Source organism: Devosia sp., assembly GCF_035944845.1.
In the GTDB taxonomy this organism is placed as follows: domain Bacteria; phylum Pseudomonadota; class Alphaproteobacteria; order Rhizobiales; family Devosiaceae; genus Devosia_A.
The window spans coordinates 16,692-34,738 of record NZ_DASZAW010000029.1 but is presented as its reverse complement, the minus strand read 5'-3'; the positions used below and the strand labels follow the sequence as shown (position 1 = coordinate 34,738).

Here is an 18,047-nt window from a genome sequence, read left to right as displayed (position 1 = left end):
TTGCCTCAGCTCAAGGAGTTCGCGGTGACGGGGGTGACGATGAACGGAGCCGCTTGCGGCAGCACCTGCGAGGGCAGAAGCGCCCCATCGAGACCCTTGGAGTTGACGTTCTTGCCGCCTGCTGCGTCACTGCCGAAGCCCGACCGCAATGCGGCGATTGTGGCGGCGTGGCGAGCCTCGACCGAAACGATCGAGCCGGCTGCTGCGAGGTAGTCTACGTCCTTGATGAGCTGACCGGCGCCGTTATAGGCCGCAACGCCGAGGTTCTCGAATACGTCAGCCGTCGCCAAGACGCTCTTCCTGCTGGTGAAATCGACCTTGGAGAAGTCCACTTCGAGACCTGGGATCGCCTTGCGGCCAAGCGCCTTCTTGAGGAAATCGCGGTGCGCGATCTCGTGATCGCGGATCGCCTTCAGGTTGGACGCCTCAGCCTTGGTGATGCCTTCATAAGGCGTCTTGATCACCTGAGTATAGAAGGCGGCTTCCAGTTGCTCGAGGGCATAGGCGTAGTTCAGTACGCCGATGTCGCCAGCGCCCAGATCGGCAGCCAGCGCCGCCGAGATACCAAAATTGGGCAACATGGAGCCTGCCACCATCACGGTGGCGCCTACGCCCGTCCACTTGAGCAGGTTCCGTCGGTTCAGCCCTGGGGTTGTCATGATTGCTCCGTTCCGAGTTTACGGGCCCGTCCCGGGTCCGCTCGAAATCAGGAACGTAAGCTGCACGGTGTTTTGGTTCGGAATTTCAACGGTTTCTTTTCGTCGATCAGCGAAACCAACGGCGTACTCAGACGTTCGCGCGACTCGCTCGACGGCGCGCCCAGAGCTGCGCTCACATCTTAGAGAATTGACCGCAGCACGCACGAGTGCCGCATGCCAGTTGATACAGGTTCAGGTGATTGGTGCCCCCGGTCGGACTCGAACCGACATGCCTCGCGGCGGCGGATTTTGAGTCCGCTGCGTCTACCAATTCCACCACAGGGGCGCGACGAAGCCCCTAGCATCGCGGCGGAATCGGCGCAACCCTCGTGCCTCTGCTCAGACGATCGGTGGCACGAACGGGTAATCGGCGTCACGGCGCGGCGGCGGCAGGTCGTCTTCCGGGATCTGCTGCGCTGTGGCTTCGATTTCCTCAACTTGCGGCATCACCACGATGCCCTCGGCGTGCCCGAGAATCGCTACCGCCGGGCCGGCATGGGCCTCGCCGACACGGGCGCTGACGATTGCACCACCCCGTTCCAGTTTCTCGGCCAATGCCTTGGCTTGGGTTTCGGGAACGCCCGCGCTGGTGAAGGCGCCGATCAGGCCGCCGGTAGCCGCGCCGACGCCGGCACCGGCAAAGGCGCCGATGGCGGTGGCGAACAGCCAGCCGGCGGCGACCACCGGGCCGAGGCCGGGAACCGCGATGATCCCAAGCCCGGCCAGCAACCCGCCCGCCGCGCCAAGCCCCGCGCCGACCTCGGCGCCGGTGGTGGCGCCTTCGCCGACCTCGTCGGGTTCGAAGTCGGGCGGGGTGTTGGCGACAAAGCTGATGTCGGCATGGGCGATACCGGCCTCGTTGAGGGCGTGGACGGCGGCTGTGGCGTGCTCGTAGCTGTCGAACTGTCCAATGATGGTCTGCATGTGACCCTCCTTGCTGGCTCTACAACGGGCAGGCGGCAGGCGTGTTCCCTAGGCTCCAAGCGCCAGGCGGGCGAGATACACCGCGAGCACACCGCCGAGCATGGCGGCAAACAGGTTCCGGCTGACGATGTAGATCAGCGCCGTGACCGCGGCGGCGATGGCTTCGGCGGTGCCGCCGCTCAGGATCGCCGGAGCGACGAGCGCCGCAAGCACGGCGCCCGGCACGTGCTTCATCCAGCTGGCGACGAACCCGGTGGTGGGCAGCCGATTGGCGAGCAGCAATCCGCCGGCGCGGATGGCGAAGGTCACCGCGGCCATGCCGACGATGGCGATGAGCGCCTCAAGCGACATGGCGGCGCTCCTTGAGCGTTTCTGCCAAAGCGCCGGCAAAGCTGCCGACAAGGCCACCCACGATGATGTACCAGTTGCCCTCGATCAGCCGTGAGGTGAGGATGGCGGCGAGCGCCCCGACGATCCACGGCACCAGGTCGCCACGGCCGCGCCACATGCCGAGCAGCAAAGCGAGGAAGGTGGCGGTGAAGGCGAAATCGAGCCCATATCTGGTGGGATCGTCGATGAAGGCACCGAGCACCCGGCCGCAAAGCGTCGAGCTCATCCAGGCGAACCAGCTGAGCACGCCTGTGCCGATGAGGAAGGCGACGCTGCCCTTGCCCTTCCGGACCTCGGCCATGGTCATCGCCCATTGCTCGTCCGAGACGAAGAACATGGCGCCCAGCTGTCTCGGCAGCGACAGATGGCCGACCAGCGGCCGGAGCGTCGCCGACATCAGCAGCATGCGCAGGTTGACGATGCCGGCGGCGATGACGATGGAGAGCACCGGCAGCGCGCCCGGCGTCCACATGTCGAGCGCCACGAACTGGCTGGCGCCGGCGAACACCAGCCCGCTCATCAGCGCCACTTCGAGGACGCTCAACCCGGCCTGGCCGGCGAGCACGCCCCACACCAGGCCATAGGCGGCGATGGAGACGGCGACGGGCAGAAACATGCGGACGCCGAGCCAGAACTGCGCGGGTCCGCTTTGGGGGGCGGGGGCATGCATGGGCGGGGAGGCTACATCAGGTTGGTTGGGCGGCGCGATGACATCTGGTGATCGACCCCATTCACCGCAATGATCGGAGATCATTCGTTGGGCACCAAATCATCCCACTCACGGTGTCACCCCGGCGAAGGCCGGGGCCCATCCTGAGGTGGTGCGGTTCAGCGCAAGAGACGAAGCATCTCAGGATGGATCCCGGCCTGCGCCGGGATGACATCGGGGAGGGATAGGCCAGTGCACGGTCGGACGGCCGCTGATTACACAGCCCGGGTCATGCCGCCATCGACGAGCAGGCTCTGGCCGGTGACGTAGGAGGCGTCGTCGGAGAGAAGGAAGGCGACGACTTTGGCCAGTTCCTCGAGCTCGCCGTAGCGGCCGACCGGGATCTTCTGGCGGCGAGCTTCGACGGTGTCGTAATTGTCGAGGAAGCCCGGCAGCACGGCGTTCATGCGGATGCCGTCGGCGCCATAGCGATCGGCATAGAGCTTGGTCCAGGCCTGCAGCGCCGGGCGCAACGCCGAGGATAGCGGCATGGCGAGGTCGGGCGATTTGCCGGCAAAGCTCGAAATGTTCACCGCGGCGCCCGCCCTCGCGGCGAGGAAATGCGGCGTCACCAGCCGCATCAGGCGAACCGGGTTCAACATGATCATGTCGAAGCCGTGCTGCCAGTCGTCGTCACCCATCACGCCGATATCGCCGGTGGGGACGTGGCCGGCATTGTTCACCACTGCGTCGATGCGACCGTGCCGCGCAATGGCGGTGTCGACAAGGCGCTCGAGGTCGGCGGGTTCGGTGAGCGAACCGCGCACCGCAGTGGCCGAGAGCTCGGCGGCGACCGCCTCGACCTGCTCCGAGCGGGCGAACAGCACCAGGTGATAGTCGCGCGCGGCGAGTTCACGGGCGATGGCGGCGCCGATGCCCTGGCCGGCTCCGGTGACGATAGCTACGGGCTGGTTCATTGGGATACCTTCAGATTTCCATTGGCTGCGCGGGACGGTCGCTGCGGGTGACGCGATTGACGGCCGCCCCGCCCGGGGCTAGAGAACCGGCCGTGCGTTCATACCCCATCGTGCTCCGACCCGCCTGCATCTTCAGCTGAGATGTGAAGTGGCCCGCCTCGCGACCCGGTCATCGACCGGCCGCTGGCCATTCGGGGGCTAACGCCGTCGCATAATTTACGGGTTTCGGAGTTCACTCGATGAACAATCTCTCTAGGCCGCTCTGGCAGCGGTTCCTTGTCTTCCTCGTGCCGCTGATGCTCAGCAACATCCTGCAGTCGCTGTCGGGCACCATCAACAACATCTATATCGGACAGATGATCGGGGTGGAGGCACTGGCCGCCGTCTCGGTGTTCTTCCCGATCATGATCTTTCTCATCTCGTTCGTGATCGGCCTCGCTTCGGGCGCGGCGATCCTGATCGGCCAAGCCTGGGGCGCCAAGAACCTCCTGAAGATCAAGCAGGTCACCGGCACGACGCTGACTGTGGGGTTCCTGATGGGCCTCGTCGTTGCAATCTTCGGCGGCTTGTTCGCGCAGAACCTGATGGAACTGCTCGGGGCGCCGGCCGACATCGTCGCCGAGGCGACCGCCTACGGGCGGATCGTCCTGATCGGCATGCCCGGGTTCTTCCTGTTCCTGATCATCACTTCGACGCTGCGCGGCGTCGGCGACACGGTGACGCCGCTGTTGACGCTGATCTTTTCGATCGGCGTCGGGCTGTTCGTCACCCCGGCGCTGATCCAGGGCTGGTTCGGCCTGCCGCAGATCGGCGTGCTGGCCGCGGCAGTGGCGTTCATCGCCGGTTTCGTCGTGGTGCTGATCTTCCTGTTCTTCTATCTCAACTACAAGAAAAGCCCGATGGCGCCCGACGCCGAGCTGTTCCGGCACCTCAAGGTCGATCTCAAGCTGCTTGGGCTGATCCTCAAGCTCGGCATCCCGGCCGGCGTCGCCATGGTGGTGTCGTCGATCTCGGCCATCGTCATCGTCGGCATCGTCAACCGCTTCGGCTCGGACGCCACGGCGGCCTATGGCGCGGTCAACCAGGTGCTGAGCTATGTGCAGTTCCCGGCCATGTCGATCGGCATCGCCGCCTCGATCTTTGCCGCGCAGGCGATCGGGGCCCGGCGTTTCGACGAGGTGGAGAAGGTGACCCGCACGGCGCTGCTCATGAACCTGATCGTCACCGGGGCGCTGGTGCTGATCGCGTACCTGTTCTCGCAGCACCTGGTGCGGCTGTTTATCACCGACGAAGCGGTGGTCGAGGTGGCCGAGCGGCTGCTGCATATCGTTTTGTGGAGCTGCCTGGTGTTCGGCTGGGGCTCGGTGTTCTCGGCGGTGATGCGGGCTTCGGGCGATGTGTGGATCCCGATGGCGCTGTCGCTCATGGCGATCATCCTCGTCGAAGTGCCGGCGGCGCTGACGCTCAGCCACTTCTTCGGGCTCGAGGGCGTGTGGTGGGGCTATTGCATGAGCTTCAGCGCGCTGCTGCTCTTCCAGGCCAGCTACTACCTCGGCTGGTGGCGGAAGAAGGAAATCACGGCGTTGGTTTAGGGCGTCTGGTTTCATGGCATGGGTAGACCAAGTGGAGGCACACAGATCGCCCCACCCACTGCGTCACCCCGGCGAAGGCCGGGGCCCATCCCGAGGTCTCTCGGTGGGCACGGCCCAACCCGCCACCTGTGCACGCCTGATGTGATCCGTCAGTGAGACTGTTACGCACCGGAACTGACCCTCAGCATCTCAGGATGGGCCCCTGCCTTCGCCGGGGCGACACCGAGATGGGGGAAAGGCCGGTGCCCGTTAGGGGGCCGTAGCCTTGGTTGCTCCTGCCAACACGTCCCAGGCGGCCATGGCGCCGTCGATGACCCGCTCAAGGGCGGCGCCGCCGGCGCCGTCCCGCGCCTGCAGGGCGAGCCCGTTCAGCACCGTGGTGTAGAACTGCGCCATGGCTTCGGCATCGACGCCCCGGGGCACATCGCCGTCAACCATGCCCTTCCTGATCCGCGCCGTGAACGAGCCGGTCGAGGCGTTGCGCAGCATGGCGAGGTGCGCCCGGACTTCGGCGTTCTGCGGCGGGCCGACGGCTGCCGCGAGCACGATCATGCAGCCCGAGGGAATGCTGGGGTCGACATAGGTTTCGGCGTTGGAGCGCAGCAGCTGTTCGATCGCGCCGCGCGCCGTGGGCACGTCGCCCAGCGTCGGACCGTAGGTGCGGACGTAGAGATCGAGTGCCTCGTAGAACAGCTGCTCCTTGGAGCCGAAGGCGGCGTAGAGGCTCGGCTTGCCGACCCCGAGCGCCTCGGTCAGGTCGTTTATCGAGGTGCCCTCATAGCCGCGCTCCCAGAACAGGCGCATCGCCCGGTCCAGCGCCTGGTCTCGATCGAACTCGCGGGGGCGGCCTGCCAAAATCGGGTTTCCGGATGATTGTCTACCGATCAGTATAAAATTCTTGACGCTGCATCGCAACCGTCATAGCCAATTGTGTACCGATCGGTAGAAAATGGAGATCCGATATGACTGTCTTTGAGCTTTCCGGCCGCGTGGCCCTCGTCACCGGCGGCAGCCGCGGCATCGGCGCCGCGACCGTCCTGGCGCTGGCCAAAGCGGGCGCCGATGTCGCCTTCACCTTCGAGCGGAATGGCGAGAAGGCCGGCGAGATCGCGGCAGAAGTCACGGCGCTCGGCCGGCGGGCCATCGCCATGCAGGTGGATTCGGGCGATCCCGATGCGGTGATGGCTGCAGTCGACCGCACGGTTGGCGAACTCGGGCGCCTCGACATCCTGGTCAACAATGCGGGTGTCGGCACCGGCGGGCCGTTCCGCGACGTGACGGTCGAATCGTTCGACCGCTTGTTCTCCATTCATGCCCGGGCGCCGTTCTTTGCCACCCAGGCGGCGGTGAAGCACATGCGCGAGGGCGGGCGGATCATCTCGATCGGCACCAACATGGCGACCCGCGTCGCGGGGCCGGGGCTCAGCCTCTATGTCACCAGCAAGTCGGCGCTGGGCGGCATGACCCGGGCGCTGGCGCGCGAACTGGGGCCGCTCGGCATCACCATCAATACCGTCGATCCCGGTTCGACCGATACCGACATGAACCCGGCGGACGGGCCGATGGCGCCGTCGCAGATGGGGCTCAATGCGCTCGGCCGCTTCGGCGCTGCCGAGGATATCGCGGCGGCAGTGGTGCATCTTGCCGGACCCGGCGGGCGCAGCATCACCGGCACCTCGATCCTCGTCGACAGCGGCTTCAACGCTTAAGCGGGTCCGGTAGCGCCGTTTGGGGCACCAATCTTGCCTCAAACTCGGTGTCATCCCGGCGAAGGCGGGGTCCCATCCTGAGATCTCTCCAAGCCCCGGTGGACGGAAAGACCTCAGGATGGGCCCCGGCCTTCGCCGGGGTACACCGTGGTTGGGTGAGTTTGGTGCCCTCACCTCAGTCCCACGCGCCGAGACAACCTCGGGCCGCCTTATGAAAATCGCCGCTTGACTTAGAGTGCACTCGAACTCCTAGCCTTGGTTCTCGTCGTGACAAGGAAGGCGGAGATGAAGATCGGTCAGCTGGCCAAGCGCACGGGACTTACTGCCCATACGATCCGCTACTATGAGCGGATCGGGCTGTTGCCCTATGCCGACCGGGACCAGTCGGGTCAGCGCGATTACGATCAATCGATCCTCACCTGGATCGAGTTTCTTGGTCACCTCAAGGCGACCGGGATGCCGATCCGCGAGATGCTGCACTATGCGGCGCTGCGCGAGCAGGGTCCCGCCACCGAGGCGGGGCGACGCGAGCTGCTGGAACAGCATCGCGAACGGGTGCGCGCTCAGCTCGCCGAACTGTCGGCCTGTCTCCTTGTTCTCGACACCAAGATCGCCGGCTACGCCGGCACATCGAAGAGGATGAAGGAATATGACGCAGCACTCCCCGAACGACGGAAGCAGCCGACAGCCATCAAGCGGGCAGGCTCCCGCTGGTAGGCTCGCGACGCGACAGCTCGGTCCACTCGCTGTTTCGACTGTAGGGCTCGGGTGCATGGCGATGAGCCATGCCTATGGCGGCCAGGACGAGGCCGATGCGGTGCGCACGCTGCACCGTGCTGTGGAACTCGGCGTCACGCTGTTCGACACCGCCGAAGTCTATGGTCCGTTCGCCAACGAAATCCTCGTCGGCAAGGCGCTGAAGCCGTTCCGGGACAAAGTGGTGATCGCCACCAAGTTCGGCTTCAAGATCGACCCGACCAAGTCGGACATCAGCGCCATGGCCGGCGTCGACGGACGCCCGGAACACGCCCGTGAAGTGGCCGAGGCTTCGTTGCAGCGACTGGGTGTCGAGACGATCGACCTGTTCTACCTGCACCGCGTCGACCCCCAGGTGCCGATTGAGGAGACCGTCGGCGGCATGGCCGAGCTGGTCCGCGAAGGCAAGGTGCGGGCGATCGGGCTTTCCGAAACCAGCGCCGAGACTCTGCGCCGGGCGCATGCGGTGCACCCGATTGCGGCACTGCAGAGCGAATACTCGCTGTGGACCCGCGACCCAGAGGGCGAAATCCTCGATACCTGTCGCGAGCTCGGGATCGGTTTCGTGCCGTTCAGTCCGCTCGGCCGCGGCTTCCTCACCGGCACGATCCAGAAGCCGGAGGATCTTGGCGCCAATGACTTCCGGCGCGGCCTGCCGCGGTTCAGCGCGGCGAACATGGCGGCCAATGCCCAACTGGTGAAACTGCTCGAAGGGATGGCGGCCGACAAGGGCGTGACGGCGGCGCAACTGGCGCTTGCCTGGGTGCTGCACCAGGGCGATTTCATCGTGCCGATTCCCGGGGCACGTCGGATCGCGCATCTCGAACAGAACGTTGCGGCGGCGCGTATCGCGCTCTCGGCGGATGAGCTGAAGACGCTCGGCGAATTGCTGGCGGCGGAGAAGTTCTCGGGCAAGCGCTATGGCGACAGCGGCGCCTGGGTGGCGAAGAGGTAGGGCGTTGCGGATAGGCTGAGGTACCAGCGAGGGCGGTCGCGGTGGTGAGGTTGACCCGTTGCGATCAACCCAGACGCGGTGTCATCCCTGCGAAAGCAGGGACCCAAACATCCATCTGCGCTGGCGGCGACGGACGAGGGCAGAGCCCTCGCCGTGGGGTCCCAGCTTTCGCTGGGATGACAGCCGGTGGTTGGTGCGAGGCCAAGCTTCATCGCTCGCTGCGGTGCAGTCGAATGTCGAGATGCTACTACCGCGTCTTACCCCAGCGTCCCAGCCAGTCGACGCCGAACGCAACCATTGCGTCGGCGGGGACGAGCACCGAGTTCGCCGCGCCGACCTTGCCACGCTTACCGCGGCCGGTGGCGAGGAATTGCTCGACGATGGTGGCGAAGTAGTCGTCGGGCAAACCGTCTGGGGGCTCGGAGGTGTCGAACTCCTCGAACCAGCGCCACACGGTTTCGCCGTCGACGAGGATCGGCGCTTCGTAGCGCAGGATGCGCTTGTTGGGAAAATCGGCGAGATGCTCGGCATGATGCAGCAGCGTCATGGTGTCGAGCGGCGCGCCCAGCATCAGCACCTTGCCCTTGGCTACGACGAGTTTGCCGAGCGGCGACTGCGGGCCGTAGCCATAGTCGAGCGCATGGTCGGCGGTGAACCACTCGGCCTTGCCGCCGAGCGCTGCCATCGAGGCGCCGGGGCTGCCGCTGCGCCGGGCGCCGGGCGTGGTGCGGAGCGCCTCGGGCCAGTAGCCGTTGTCGCGGATGGAGCGCGAGCGCTGCGGGTCGAAAGCCGCAATGTGCGGCCGCATCGCCGGATCGTCGCGCAGCTCGTCTTCGAGCTGCCAGTCACAATAGCCCAGAACGGTGCCGGCCGGACCGACGACGTCGCGTAGTGCGTCGATAATGGTGTCGGGGCCACCCACCACCCGGCCAACCTGGCGGAGTGCCGCGTGCACCAGCACAGCGTCGCCATCGGCGAGGCCGATAGTGCTCAGGTCATCGGCAAGGCTGGAACGGGTCGCGATCCCGGCCATCACCTCGCGGCGCCGGCGTAGCGCCGCTCCGGCGGATGCTGGTCGGTGGTGTCCTCGTGCAGCCCGTCATACTCGCGCCGGGCGCTCTGCACCTCGCCCTGATGCTCTTCGGCCCAGGCCCAGAGCGCGCTGATCGGCGCCTGCAGGCTCTGGCCGAGCGGCGTCAGCTGGTACTCAACCCGCGGTGGGATCTCGGGGTAGACGGTGCGGGTGACGAGGCCGTCGCGTTCGAGGTTGCGCAGGGTCAAAGTGAGCATGCGCTGCGAGATGCCGCCGATGGTGTGGCGCAGCTCGTTGAAGCGCATGGTCTTCTTGCCGAGATAGCCGACGATCATGACGCTCCACTTGTCGCCGATGCGATTGAGGATGTCAGCCATGGCGTTGCAGGTCTCGCTCCTGCCGGGAATGGGTTTCATCTTGTGCCTCCGAACGGGCAAGAATTGCTTTAGGCACAAATATAGACACGGTTACTCCTTGTGACTAGGGGCGCACCGCGCATGTGGGCGGTTGCCTTGCCGGTGTCGACGCGGTAAGGGCGCGTAGAACGTTCAACGAGGAAGGAATGACGATGGGGCGGATCGAAGAGCTGGTCGACCGGATGACGCTCGAGGAGCAGGTCAGCCTGTTATCGGGCGAGGACTTCTGGTCGCTGCCGGCGATCGATCGGCTCGGGATCGGCAAGCTGCGCGTCACCGACGGGCCGAACGGGGCGCGCGGCGGCGGTTCGCTGATCGGCGGGGTGAAATCGGCCGCCTTCCCGGTGGGGATCGCGCTCGGCGCCAGCTGGAATGTGCGGCTGCTCAACGAGATCGGCACGGCGCTGGCGGAAGAGGTGAAATCCAAGGGGGCGCATGTGAGCCTCGCGCCGACGGTGAACCTCCATCGTTCGGTCAGCAACGGGCGCAATTTCGAGTGCTACTCGGAGGATCCGATCCTCACCGCCAGCCTTGCCGTCGGCTATATCGAGGGGCTGCAGGGGCAGGGTGTTTCGGCGACGATCAAGCATTTTGCCGGCAATGAATCGGAGATCGAGCGCACCACCATCAGCTCCGAGATCGACGAGCGGACGCTGCGCGAGCTCTATCTGGTGCCGTTCGAATGGGCGGTGAAGCGCGCCGGCACCTGGGGCATCATGAGCTCGTACAACAAGCTCAACGGCACCTTCACCAGCGAGAACCCGTGGCTGCTCGACCAGGTGCTGCGCAAGGAATGGCACTATGACGGCGTGGTGATGTCGGACTGGTTCGGCTCGCATTCGACTGCACCGACCGTCAATGCCGGGCTCGACCTCGAAATGCCGGGGCCGCCGCGCGATCGTGGGGAGAAGCTGGTGGCGGCGGTGGAAGCCGGCGCAGTCAGCCGCGAGACACTGCGCGCCCGGGTGCTCGATGTGCTGCGGCTGATGGAGCGGACCGGGGCGCTCGATGATCACAGCGAATGGGCGGAGCGGGCCGACGATCGGTCCGAGCACCGGGCACTGATCCGCCGGGCCGGCGCGGAAGGTGCAGTGCTGCTGAAAAACTCAGGCGAACTGCTGCCGCTGCGTGGCGCGGGGAAGATCGCGGTGATCGGGCCGAACGCCAAAGTGGCGCAGATCATGGGCGGCGGCAGTGCGCAGCTCAATCCGCATTATCGGGTATCCCCCTGGGACGGGCTGGTCGGCGCCTTGGGCGAGGCGCGCATGAGCTATGCTGCGGGCTCGACCAACCACCGGTTCGAGCCGTTGCTGCGCGGCGGTTTCACGGCTGACTATTTTGCCAACGAGACGCTGGCCGGCGAGCCCGTCTTCAGCGAAATGCTGGAAGAGGCGCAGGCCTTCTGGATCGGACGGGTCGGTGGCGGCAAGGTCGATCCCTTACATTTCTCGGCCCGCCTCACCGGGCAGTTCATGCCCGAGGCGAGCGGCGAGCATCGTGTCGGCATCTACAGCGCCGGCTTTTCGCGGGTGCTGGTCGACGGCAAGCTGGTGGCCGATGCCTGGACGCACTGGAGCAAGGGCCGCACTTTCTTCGAGGAAGGCTGCGACGAGGTGGTGGGCAGCATCTGGCTGCAAGCCGGTCGCAGCTACGACGTGGTGATCGAGTTCGCCACCAAGCCGTTTGCGACGCTCGGGCTCGCGGCCTTCGCCGCCGGCATCGGCCTGCCGCTCGGCGACGCAGCGATCGCCGAGGCAGTCGAGGCGGCGCGCGAGGCCGAGGTGGCGCTGCTGTTCGTCGGGCGCAACGGCGAGTGGGACACCGAGGGCAGCGACCTCGATTCGATCACCTTGCCTGGCCGGCAGGATGAGCTGATCGCGGCGGTTGCCGCGGTGAACCCGCGCACCGTGGTGGTGCTGCAGACTGGCGGGCCGGTGGAAATGCCGTGGCTCAGTGAGGTCGCGGCGTTGCTGGAGGCCTGGTATCCGGGGCAGGAGGCGGGCAACGCCATTGCCGACGTGCTGACCGGCGCGGCCGAGCCGGGCGGCCGCCTGCCGCAGAGCTTTCCGGTCAAATGGGCGGACAACCCGACCAGCTCGCAGGACCGCGAAATCTATCCCGGGCTCGACGGCAAGGTGCGCTACGAAGAAGGGGTGTTCATCGGCTACCGCCACTACGAGCGCCACGGCATCGCGCCGTTGTTCCCGTTCGGTTTCGGGCTCGGCTACACCAGTTTTGCGGTGTCGGAGCTCGAGGTGGACGCTTCGGGGTTCGAAAGCCACGGCAACGTGAGCGTCTCGGTGACAGTCGAGAACACCGGCCGCCGCGCCGGCTCGGAGGTGGTGCAGGTCTATGTGTCGGCGCCGGATGCGACGGTAAATCGGCCGGCCAGGGAGCTGAAAGCGTTCGACAAGGTGCATCTGGGGCCAGGTGAGCGGCAGCGGGTGACGCTGGAGCTCGATGACCGGACGTTTGCCTACTACCGGACGGAGGCGCAGCACTGGCTGGTGGAGCCGGGGCGCTATGTGGTGCGCGTGGCGCGGCATGCGGCCGATGCGGGGTTGACGGCGGAGGTGGTGCGGCTGGGCAGGTTGCTGTTGCCGGTTTAGGCCTGACTGAGAGAGACGGCCCCCTCCCGGCCTCCCCCATGAAGGGGGAGGTGAAGAGTCGAGGTTGTCGCTCGATCGTACCCAAAGCACCGGCGGGGCACCTCCCCCTTCATGGGGGAGGATGGGAGGGGGCTGTCTGCCAGCGGCGTGCCTCAAGCCGCCTTGGCGAACTGCGCGGCGTGCATGCCGACATAGTAGTCGAGGTTCTCGTCGGCCAGCCCCAGGCCGTCCATTACCGCGGCCATGAAGCTCACCGGTGAGACGCCGCCGGCGGTCACCACCCGGCCGTCGGTCACCGCGGCCGGCGTGTCGCGGTAGAGCGCCTTGCCCTGGTAGCCGGTGAAATCGAGGTAGCCGTCGCCATTGCTGGTGTGGCGGATGGTGTCGAGCAGTCCGGCCCTGGCGCCGGCCACCGTGCCGTCGCAGATCAGCCCGATCAGCTTGCCCTGCGCCTTGGCGGCGTTGAGCAGCGGCGCCATGTCGGGCGCCTCGGGCGACTGCCAGATGGTGCCGCCGCAGACGATGATCGCGTCATAGTCAGCGACATCGACGGCTTCGAGCGCCAGATGCGGGGTGACGGTCATGTTGCCCGACGAGGTCACCGGCTTGCCGCCGGGAGTCGCGTATTTGGTTTCCACCTTGTAGAAGCTGTGCGCCACGGCGTTGAGCAGCGTGGTCTCCCAGTCGGCAAAGCCCTCGGTCAGGATGGTGAGGATGGTGGTCATGTCGTCTCTCCTGCGTTTTCGATGCGAGAAGGCTAACCGCGCCCGACACCCGATTTTGTCAGCAGCGATGCACAGCTAATGGCGAAGCGCTCGGAACGGTTGCTCAACCTGATGCAGGCGCTGCGCCGGCGCCGTCGCCCGGTCACCGGCGCGGTGCTGGCCGAGGAGATGGGCGTGTCGCTGCGCTCGGTCTATCGCGATATCGAGACGCTGAAATCGATGGGGGCAGCGATCGACGGTGAGGCCGGGGTCGGCTTCCAGCTGCGAGCCGAGCACTTCCTGCCACCCTTGATGTTCACCGACGAGGAGATCGAGGCGCTGGTGCTGGGGCTGCGCGGGCTGATCTACGGGCCGGACGGTGAGATGGCGGCGACGGCGCGCGATGCCTCGAGCAAGATCGAGGCGGTGCTGCCGAGGGCCAAACGCGACGAGATGCTCTCGGTGGGGCTGTTCGTCATTCCGCCGCGCACCGTCGACGAGGCCAACCCGCTGGGGCGGCTACGGCGGGCACTGCGCGAGGAAAAGCAGGTCTGGCTGGGCTATCGCGACAAGAGCGGCGCCACCAGCGAGCGTACGGTCTACCCGGTGGCGCTGGGCTATTTCGAGGGCTATCAGACGCTGGTGGCCTGGTGCACCCTCAGGCATGATTTCCGCAACTTCCGCGTCGACAGCATCAGCGCACTCGACGTGCTGGAGGCGCCAATGCCGGAGCCGCGTCGCACGCTGTTCCATCGCTGGTCGAGCGCCCTGAATCTGCCCGACTTAACGTAGAAGGAACCGGCGTGCTTCAAAATCAATTGAGCGGGCCCGGCCGCGGTTGAGCGACGCGGGCCACATTGCTAGAAACGCGCAACCCCACGGAGTATTTTCACCGTCTCGGTGAAATTCTCCGAGTTTTTCCCTTGTCGCGCTTTCGATCCGGAAAAGTCTGCAACTTTTCCTGAAAGCGCTGCCTGAGTACCGCATCTGGAGGCGCCTTGCTCGCGCATCTTCGCCGGCGCATCGCCGCCAGCCTGTTGGTCATCCTCGTCAGCCTCGGCACGACGCCCAGTTGGGCGAACCCGCTGCTGCTGGTCGATGCGAATACCTTCGAGGTCCTCTATGCCGAGGACGCGGGCGTGCCGTGGCACCCGGCATCGCTGACCAAGCTGATGACCGCCTATGTGGCATTCGCCGCGATCAAGGCCGGCAAGGTGACGCTCGAGACCAAGGTGAAGGTGTCAAAGAACGCCTGGAACCAGGCGCCGAGCAAATCCGGCCTCAAGGTCGGCGCCGCGGTGACCATGAAGGACGCGCTCTATATCCTCGTGGTGAAGTCGGCCAACGACATGGCTGTCGCCATTGCCGAGACCGTTTCCGGCTCGGTGCCCGCCTTCGTCGAGGAGATGAACGGCATGGCGGCGGCGATGGGGCTCAGCGCCACCCATTTCGTCAACCCGCATGGGCTGCACAACGAAGGGCAGGTGACCTCGGCACGTGACCTCGCGATCCTCGCCCTGATCCTCCGTCGCGATTTCCCGCAATACCTGCCGATGTTCGGCACCGAAGCGGTGCGGCTGGGCAAGGCCAAGCTCGAATCCAACAATGGGCTGCTCGAGCACTTCGCCGGCACCACCGGGATGAAGACCGGCTATGTCTGCGCCTCGGGCCTCAACATCGTCGCGACGGTGGAGCGCGGCGGCCGCTCGATGCTGGCGGTGGTGCTGGGCGGCTCGTCGGCGCGCGAGCGCAACGAGATGACCGCCGAACTGTTTTTGCGCGGCCTCTCCGGCGCGGTCAACGGCACCGGCAAGAACGTGGTGCAACTCGCCAACATCGATGAGCCGCCGGTGAACATGCGCGCGCAGATCTGCGGCAAGGAGGCCAAGGCCTATGTCAAGGAGCGCGAGGCTGCGTTCCCGATGGGCCTCAAAGGCCACCCGAGCTACCTGACCGACGAGATCGACGGCGTAACCTATGCGGCAACCGACCTCGGTGTGCTGGTCGACGACGTGCCGCTGCCGCGACCGCGCCCGACCTGGGCCCCGGAGGCGGTGGCATCGGTCGAAGACTAGCTGGAGCGTGGGGGCACCCCCACCCAGCTTCGCTACGGGCCGCCGGCCCTAGCTTCGCTACCCTCCCCACAAGGGGGAGGGAAACGATGGAACCGAAGCTAGCAGTCGCGTCTCCCTCCCCTTGATGGGGAGGGTAGCGTAGCTAGGCGGAGCCGTAGCGAAGCTGGGTGGGGTGGGGCTGCAGGCTCTGATTGGGCCTAGCCCGCGCCACCCTTCACAATCGCAAAGCGCAGCACCTCGGCCTCGCGGCTGATCGCACATTCGTGGCCGTTCTGCCGGCAGTAGAGCGGGATATCGACCTTGGCCATCGGGTCGGTGGCGAGCACCATGAACGAAGCGCCTGCCGGCAGCTGCGACAGGCGCTTTTCCATCTTCAGCACCGGCAGCGGGCATTTCAGCCCGCGGCAGTCGATTGTCTCGAGATCAGTCGTCAAGCACCAGCACCCAGTAGACGCCATGCGACGAGTTCGGATCGTAGGCGACGCCGAGGCCGGCGCGCTTGGCGGTCGGGTCGGCGATAGCCGCGGCGTCAGTCGGCACGTTGCGCCAGCCCGAGAAGACTTCGGCGAAGGTGGGGTAACCGGCGCTGAGCCGCATCACCACAGCGCCAGCGGGGAGCGTGGGCTGGGCGCCCGACTTGGCATAGTTGGTGGCAAGGGTCTGCGCGGTGGAATCGAGCACCGTGTCGCCCCGCACGTCGGCAGCGCCCTGGGCGCGGCGGAAATCGTTGAGCAGGAACAGCGCCTCGACGCGGTTAAGCCGGGCGCCCGGCTGGTTCATCGGGGCCGACAGGCCCGGCGACAGCTGGCCGCCGCCGCCGCCCATCGAGCAGGCGGCAAGACCGGCCGCCAGCGCGGCAGCAAGCGCGAGGCGGGCGAGGGCTGGGTATCCCTTGAGGTTCATTGTCGGTCCTCCTGTTACGGCCGGGGAAGTCCGGCATGGCCTCATGCAGTAACGAGCGCGCCGATCAGCCGTTGCCACAGCTCAGGGAAATTACCGCTTGCAAGCAGTGCGCTGACCCCGGCGACCCCGGAGGCACCAGTTACCCGCAGTTTGGTGACCCCGATGAGATTCGAACTCATGGCCTTAGGATTAGGAATCCTACGCTCTATCCTGCTGAGCTACGGGGTCGCCGAACTGTCGGGACCAGCACATAGCAAATGCGGTGCTTCCTGCAAACCATACGTTCTGCATCGACACCGCGAGATGCAGGTCGGCACCTGCGTGTCGCGCTCTGCCCGCGCGCGGGCAGCACAACCGGCGGGCAAGTGTGGGGGAAATGTTCGACCAAGTGCCACCCAATTCTGCGACGCCGGTTTAAATCTGCGCCGCAGCCTCCTAAGTTACCCACTCGCTGTCGTGCGCTCCTGCGCGCGGCCTCACTGGAAGGGCGTGGAGTTATCCGCCCGCATTTCACAGAAGGACACAGCCATGACCCAAGCCAAAGTAGGCGACGTTGTTCGCATCAATTACACCGGCCGTCTGACCGACGGAACGCAGTTCGATACCTCGGCCGGCAAGCGGCCGCTGGAATTCACCATTGGCGAGGGGCAAGTTATCAAGGGGCTGGAAGCGGAGGTCGCCGGCATGGCTCCGGGCGACAAGAACACCGTGACCATTCCCTCGGACCAGGCCTATGGCGCACATCGGCCGGAAGCCGTACAGAGCCTCGATCGCTCCAAGCTGCCGGCCGGGATCGACGCCAAGGTCGGGACCCAGTTGCAGGCACGCACCAGCGACGGCAACCTGCTGCCGATCACCATCGTCGATCTCGACGACAAGAGCGTGAAGGTCGACGCGAACCACCCGCTCGCCGGCAAGGACCTGATCTTCGACGTCGAACTCGTCGAAATCGTCAAGGCCGCGTAACGAACGAGAGCCGGTCGCGCCAAGCGGCCGGCTCAATGTCATCCGGCAATGGGGCTCACTCGCCCGACAGGACGTCGGTAGAATCCAGCACCGCGGCGACGTCGGCCTCGTGGTCGCCCAGCATGGCGGCGACCCGCTCGAGGGAGGCAATAAGCATTGCCTGTTCCCAATCCTCGAGATCGCTGAACTGCTTGTGGAATTTGGCGTGTACGCCGTCGGGCGCGATCGCCAGGGCCTGTTGTCCGGCCGGCGTCAGGGATAGCCATGCCTGCCGCCTGTCATGCTCGCCCTTGCGGCGCTGGACCATCCCCAAAGCTTCGAGCTTCTGCAGCAGCGCGGTCGTCGTCGCCTGGGTGATCCCCATACGCGCCGCCACCTGGCCGGCCGTCTGTTCGCGTTCCTCGTCCAGCATCTGCATGAAGATCAGTTGCGACGGAGTGAGGCCGGTCCGGCTCATCACCTGCTTGCCGTTGCGCTCCGTGGTTCGGAGAATCTTCCGCATGGCAATCAACGCCCGTTTGGTCCGGTCTTCCAATTGGAATCCTTGTCGCTGGTCGCCCGACAATACTCGACAGGCCGGGCCCGCCCAAGCCCGGGCGCAGCGGAAGGCCACCGCTAAAATTAGTTAGCACAGGCTAATTATCGTTCACGGTTTCGCACCAATCTCGTCTCACATGTGGCGATCATCAAA

At 65.9% G+C, this 18,047-nt stretch carries 19 protein-coding genes, 2 tRNA genes and 1 pseudogene; 8 read left to right on the top strand and 14 right to left on the bottom strand.

The window, feature by feature from the left end; translation table 11 throughout:
- Nucleotides 1-5: 5 nt before the first annotated feature.
- The 6 genes from VGV07_RS04455 to VGV07_RS04430 form a co-directional block, all read right to left on the bottom strand.
- The gene (locus VGV07_RS04455) at nt 6-659 is read right to left on the bottom strand and encodes a ferritin-like domain-containing protein (RefSeq protein WP_326867482.1); all 654 of its coding nucleotides are present in this window, start codon (nt 657-659) and stop codon (nt 6-8) included.
- Between the two features lie 240 nt (nt 660-899).
- Nucleotides 900-984: transfer RNA gene (locus tag VGV07_RS04450), tRNA-Leu, on the bottom strand.
- 53 nt (nt 985-1,037) lie between these two features.
- Nucleotides 1,038-1,622, bottom strand: coding sequence for a hypothetical protein (locus VGV07_RS04445; RefSeq protein WP_326867481.1), 585 nt, complete (start codon nt 1,620-1,622; stop codon nt 1,038-1,040).
- A 48-nt stretch (nt 1,623-1,670) separates the two neighbouring features.
- Entirely contained in the window at nt 1,671-1,973 is a 303-nt protein-coding gene (locus tag VGV07_RS04440) for an AzlD domain-containing protein (RefSeq protein ID WP_326867480.1), read from the bottom strand.
- Nucleotides 1,963-2,628 carry an AzlC family ABC transporter permease gene (locus tag VGV07_RS04435; RefSeq protein ID WP_326867479.1) on the bottom strand — a complete coding sequence of 222 codons (666 nt, stop codon included), beginning with the start codon at nt 2,626-2,628 and terminating at the stop codon, nt 1,963-1,965. The genes VGV07_RS04440 and VGV07_RS04435 overlap by 11 nt, the downstream gene beginning before the upstream one ends.
- Nucleotides 2,629-2,936: 308 nt before the next feature.
- Nucleotides 2,937-3,638: an SDR family oxidoreductase gene (locus VGV07_RS04430; protein WP_326867478.1), complete on the bottom strand. Its 702-nt coding sequence runs from the start codon at nt 3,636-3,638 to the stop codon at nt 2,937-2,939.
- Nucleotides 3,639-3,877: 239 nt separating this feature from the next.
- Between VGV07_RS04430 and VGV07_RS04425 the strand changes: the two genes are divergently transcribed.
- The gene (locus tag VGV07_RS04425) at nt 3,878-5,230 is read left to right on the top strand and encodes an MATE family efflux transporter (protein WP_326867477.1); all 1,353 of its coding nucleotides are present in this window, start codon (nt 3,878-3,880) and stop codon (nt 5,228-5,230) included.
- 249 nt (nt 5,231-5,479) lie between these two features.
- On the opposite strand, the gene VGV07_RS04420 is transcribed toward VGV07_RS04425, so the two are convergent.
- Nucleotides 5,480-6,085 (bottom strand): TetR/AcrR family transcriptional regulator, encoded by a 606-nt coding sequence (locus VGV07_RS04420; protein WP_326867476.1) that lies wholly within the window; start codon nt 6,083-6,085, stop codon nt 5,480-5,482.
- A gap of 107 nt (nt 6,086-6,192) precedes the next feature.
- Between VGV07_RS04420 and VGV07_RS04415 the strand changes: the two genes are divergently transcribed.
- The 3 genes and pseudogenes from VGV07_RS04415 to VGV07_RS04405 all read left to right on the top strand — a co-directional run.
- Nucleotides 6,193-6,939: an SDR family NAD(P)-dependent oxidoreductase gene (locus tag VGV07_RS04415; RefSeq protein ID WP_326867475.1), complete on the top strand. Its 747-nt coding sequence runs from the start codon at nt 6,193-6,195 to the stop codon at nt 6,937-6,939.
- A gap of 285 nt (nt 6,940-7,224) precedes the next feature.
- Nucleotides 7,225-7,656, top strand: a complete 432-nt coding sequence (locus VGV07_RS04410; RefSeq protein WP_326867474.1) for a MerR family transcriptional regulator — start codon at nt 7,225-7,227, stop codon at nt 7,654-7,656.
- A gap of 1 nt (nt 7,657) precedes the next feature.
- Nucleotides 7,658-8,650, top strand: a pseudogene (locus VGV07_RS04405) (aldo/keto reductase); the annotation flags it as partial.
- A 247-nt stretch (nt 8,651-8,897) separates the two neighbouring features.
- Here the strand turns inward: VGV07_RS04405 and aac(3) are convergent.
- Complete coding sequence (gene aac(3) / locus VGV07_RS04400; protein ID WP_326867473.1) at nt 8,898-9,683, bottom strand: aminoglycoside 3-N-acetyltransferase; 786 nt, start codon at nt 9,681-9,683, stop codon at nt 8,898-8,900.
- A complete protein-coding gene (locus VGV07_RS04395; protein ID WP_326867472.1) occupies nt 9,683-10,099 on the bottom strand; it encodes a helix-turn-helix domain-containing protein in 417 nt (138 codons plus the stop codon). Before VGV07_RS04395 ends, aac(3) begins: the two co-directional genes overlap by 1 nt.
- A 146-nt stretch (nt 10,100-10,245) precedes the next feature.
- On the opposite strand from VGV07_RS04395, the gene VGV07_RS04390 reads away from it, so the two are divergent.
- The gene (locus VGV07_RS04390; protein ID WP_414649912.1) at nt 10,246-12,708 is read left to right on the top strand and encodes a beta-glucosidase; all 2,463 of its coding nucleotides are present in this window, start codon (nt 10,246-10,248) and stop codon (nt 12,706-12,708) included.
- A gap of 152 nt (nt 12,709-12,860) precedes the next feature.
- Here the strand turns inward: VGV07_RS04390 and VGV07_RS04385 are convergent, their stop codons facing one another.
- On the bottom strand, nt 12,861-13,433 hold the full coding sequence (locus tag VGV07_RS04385; protein ID WP_326867471.1) for a DJ-1/PfpI family protein: 573 nt from the start codon (nt 13,431-13,433) through the stop codon (nt 12,861-12,863).
- Nucleotides 13,434-13,511: 78 nt separating this feature from the next.
- On the opposite strand from VGV07_RS04385, the gene VGV07_RS04380 reads away from it, so the two are divergent.
- The gene (locus VGV07_RS04380) at nt 13,512-14,204 is read left to right on the top strand and encodes a YafY family protein (protein ID WP_326867470.1); all 693 of its coding nucleotides are present in this window, start codon (nt 13,512-13,514) and stop codon (nt 14,202-14,204) included.
- Nucleotides 14,205-14,410: 206 nt separating this feature from the next.
- The gene (locus tag VGV07_RS04375; RefSeq protein ID WP_326867469.1) at nt 14,411-15,487 is read left to right on the top strand and encodes a D-alanyl-D-alanine carboxypeptidase family protein; all 1,077 of its coding nucleotides are present in this window, start codon (nt 14,411-14,413) and stop codon (nt 15,485-15,487) included.
- A 197-nt stretch (nt 15,488-15,684) separates the two neighbouring features.
- On the opposite strand, the gene VGV07_RS04370 is transcribed toward VGV07_RS04375, so the two are convergent.
- The 3 genes from VGV07_RS04370 to VGV07_RS04360 all read right to left on the bottom strand — a co-directional run bounded on the left by VGV07_RS04370 (nt 15,685) and on the right by VGV07_RS04360 (nt 16,618).
- Entirely contained in the window at nt 15,685-15,921 is a 237-nt protein-coding gene (locus VGV07_RS04370) for a sulfurtransferase TusA family protein (RefSeq protein WP_326867468.1), read from the bottom strand.
- A complete protein-coding gene (locus VGV07_RS04365) occupies nt 15,911-16,390 on the bottom strand; it encodes a CAP domain-containing protein (protein ID WP_326867467.1) in 480 nt (159 codons plus the stop codon). The genes VGV07_RS04370 and VGV07_RS04365 overlap by 11 nt, the downstream gene beginning before the upstream one ends.
- Nucleotides 16,391-16,541: 151 nt before the next feature.
- A tRNA-Arg gene (locus VGV07_RS04360) sits at nt 16,542-16,618 on the bottom strand.
- 300 nt (nt 16,619-16,918) lie between these two features.
- On the opposite strand from VGV07_RS04360, the gene VGV07_RS04355 reads away from it, so the two are divergent.
- Nucleotides 16,919-17,356, top strand: coding sequence for a peptidylprolyl isomerase (locus tag VGV07_RS04355; RefSeq protein ID WP_326867466.1), 438 nt, complete (start codon nt 16,919-16,921; stop codon nt 17,354-17,356).
- A gap of 55 nt (nt 17,357-17,411) precedes the next feature.
- On the opposite strand, the gene VGV07_RS04350 is transcribed toward VGV07_RS04355, so the two are convergent.
- Nucleotides 17,412-17,858, bottom strand: a complete 447-nt coding sequence (locus VGV07_RS04350) for a MarR family winged helix-turn-helix transcriptional regulator (protein ID WP_326867465.1) — start codon at nt 17,856-17,858, stop codon at nt 17,412-17,414.
- Nucleotides 17,859-18,047 lie beyond the last annotated feature (189 nt).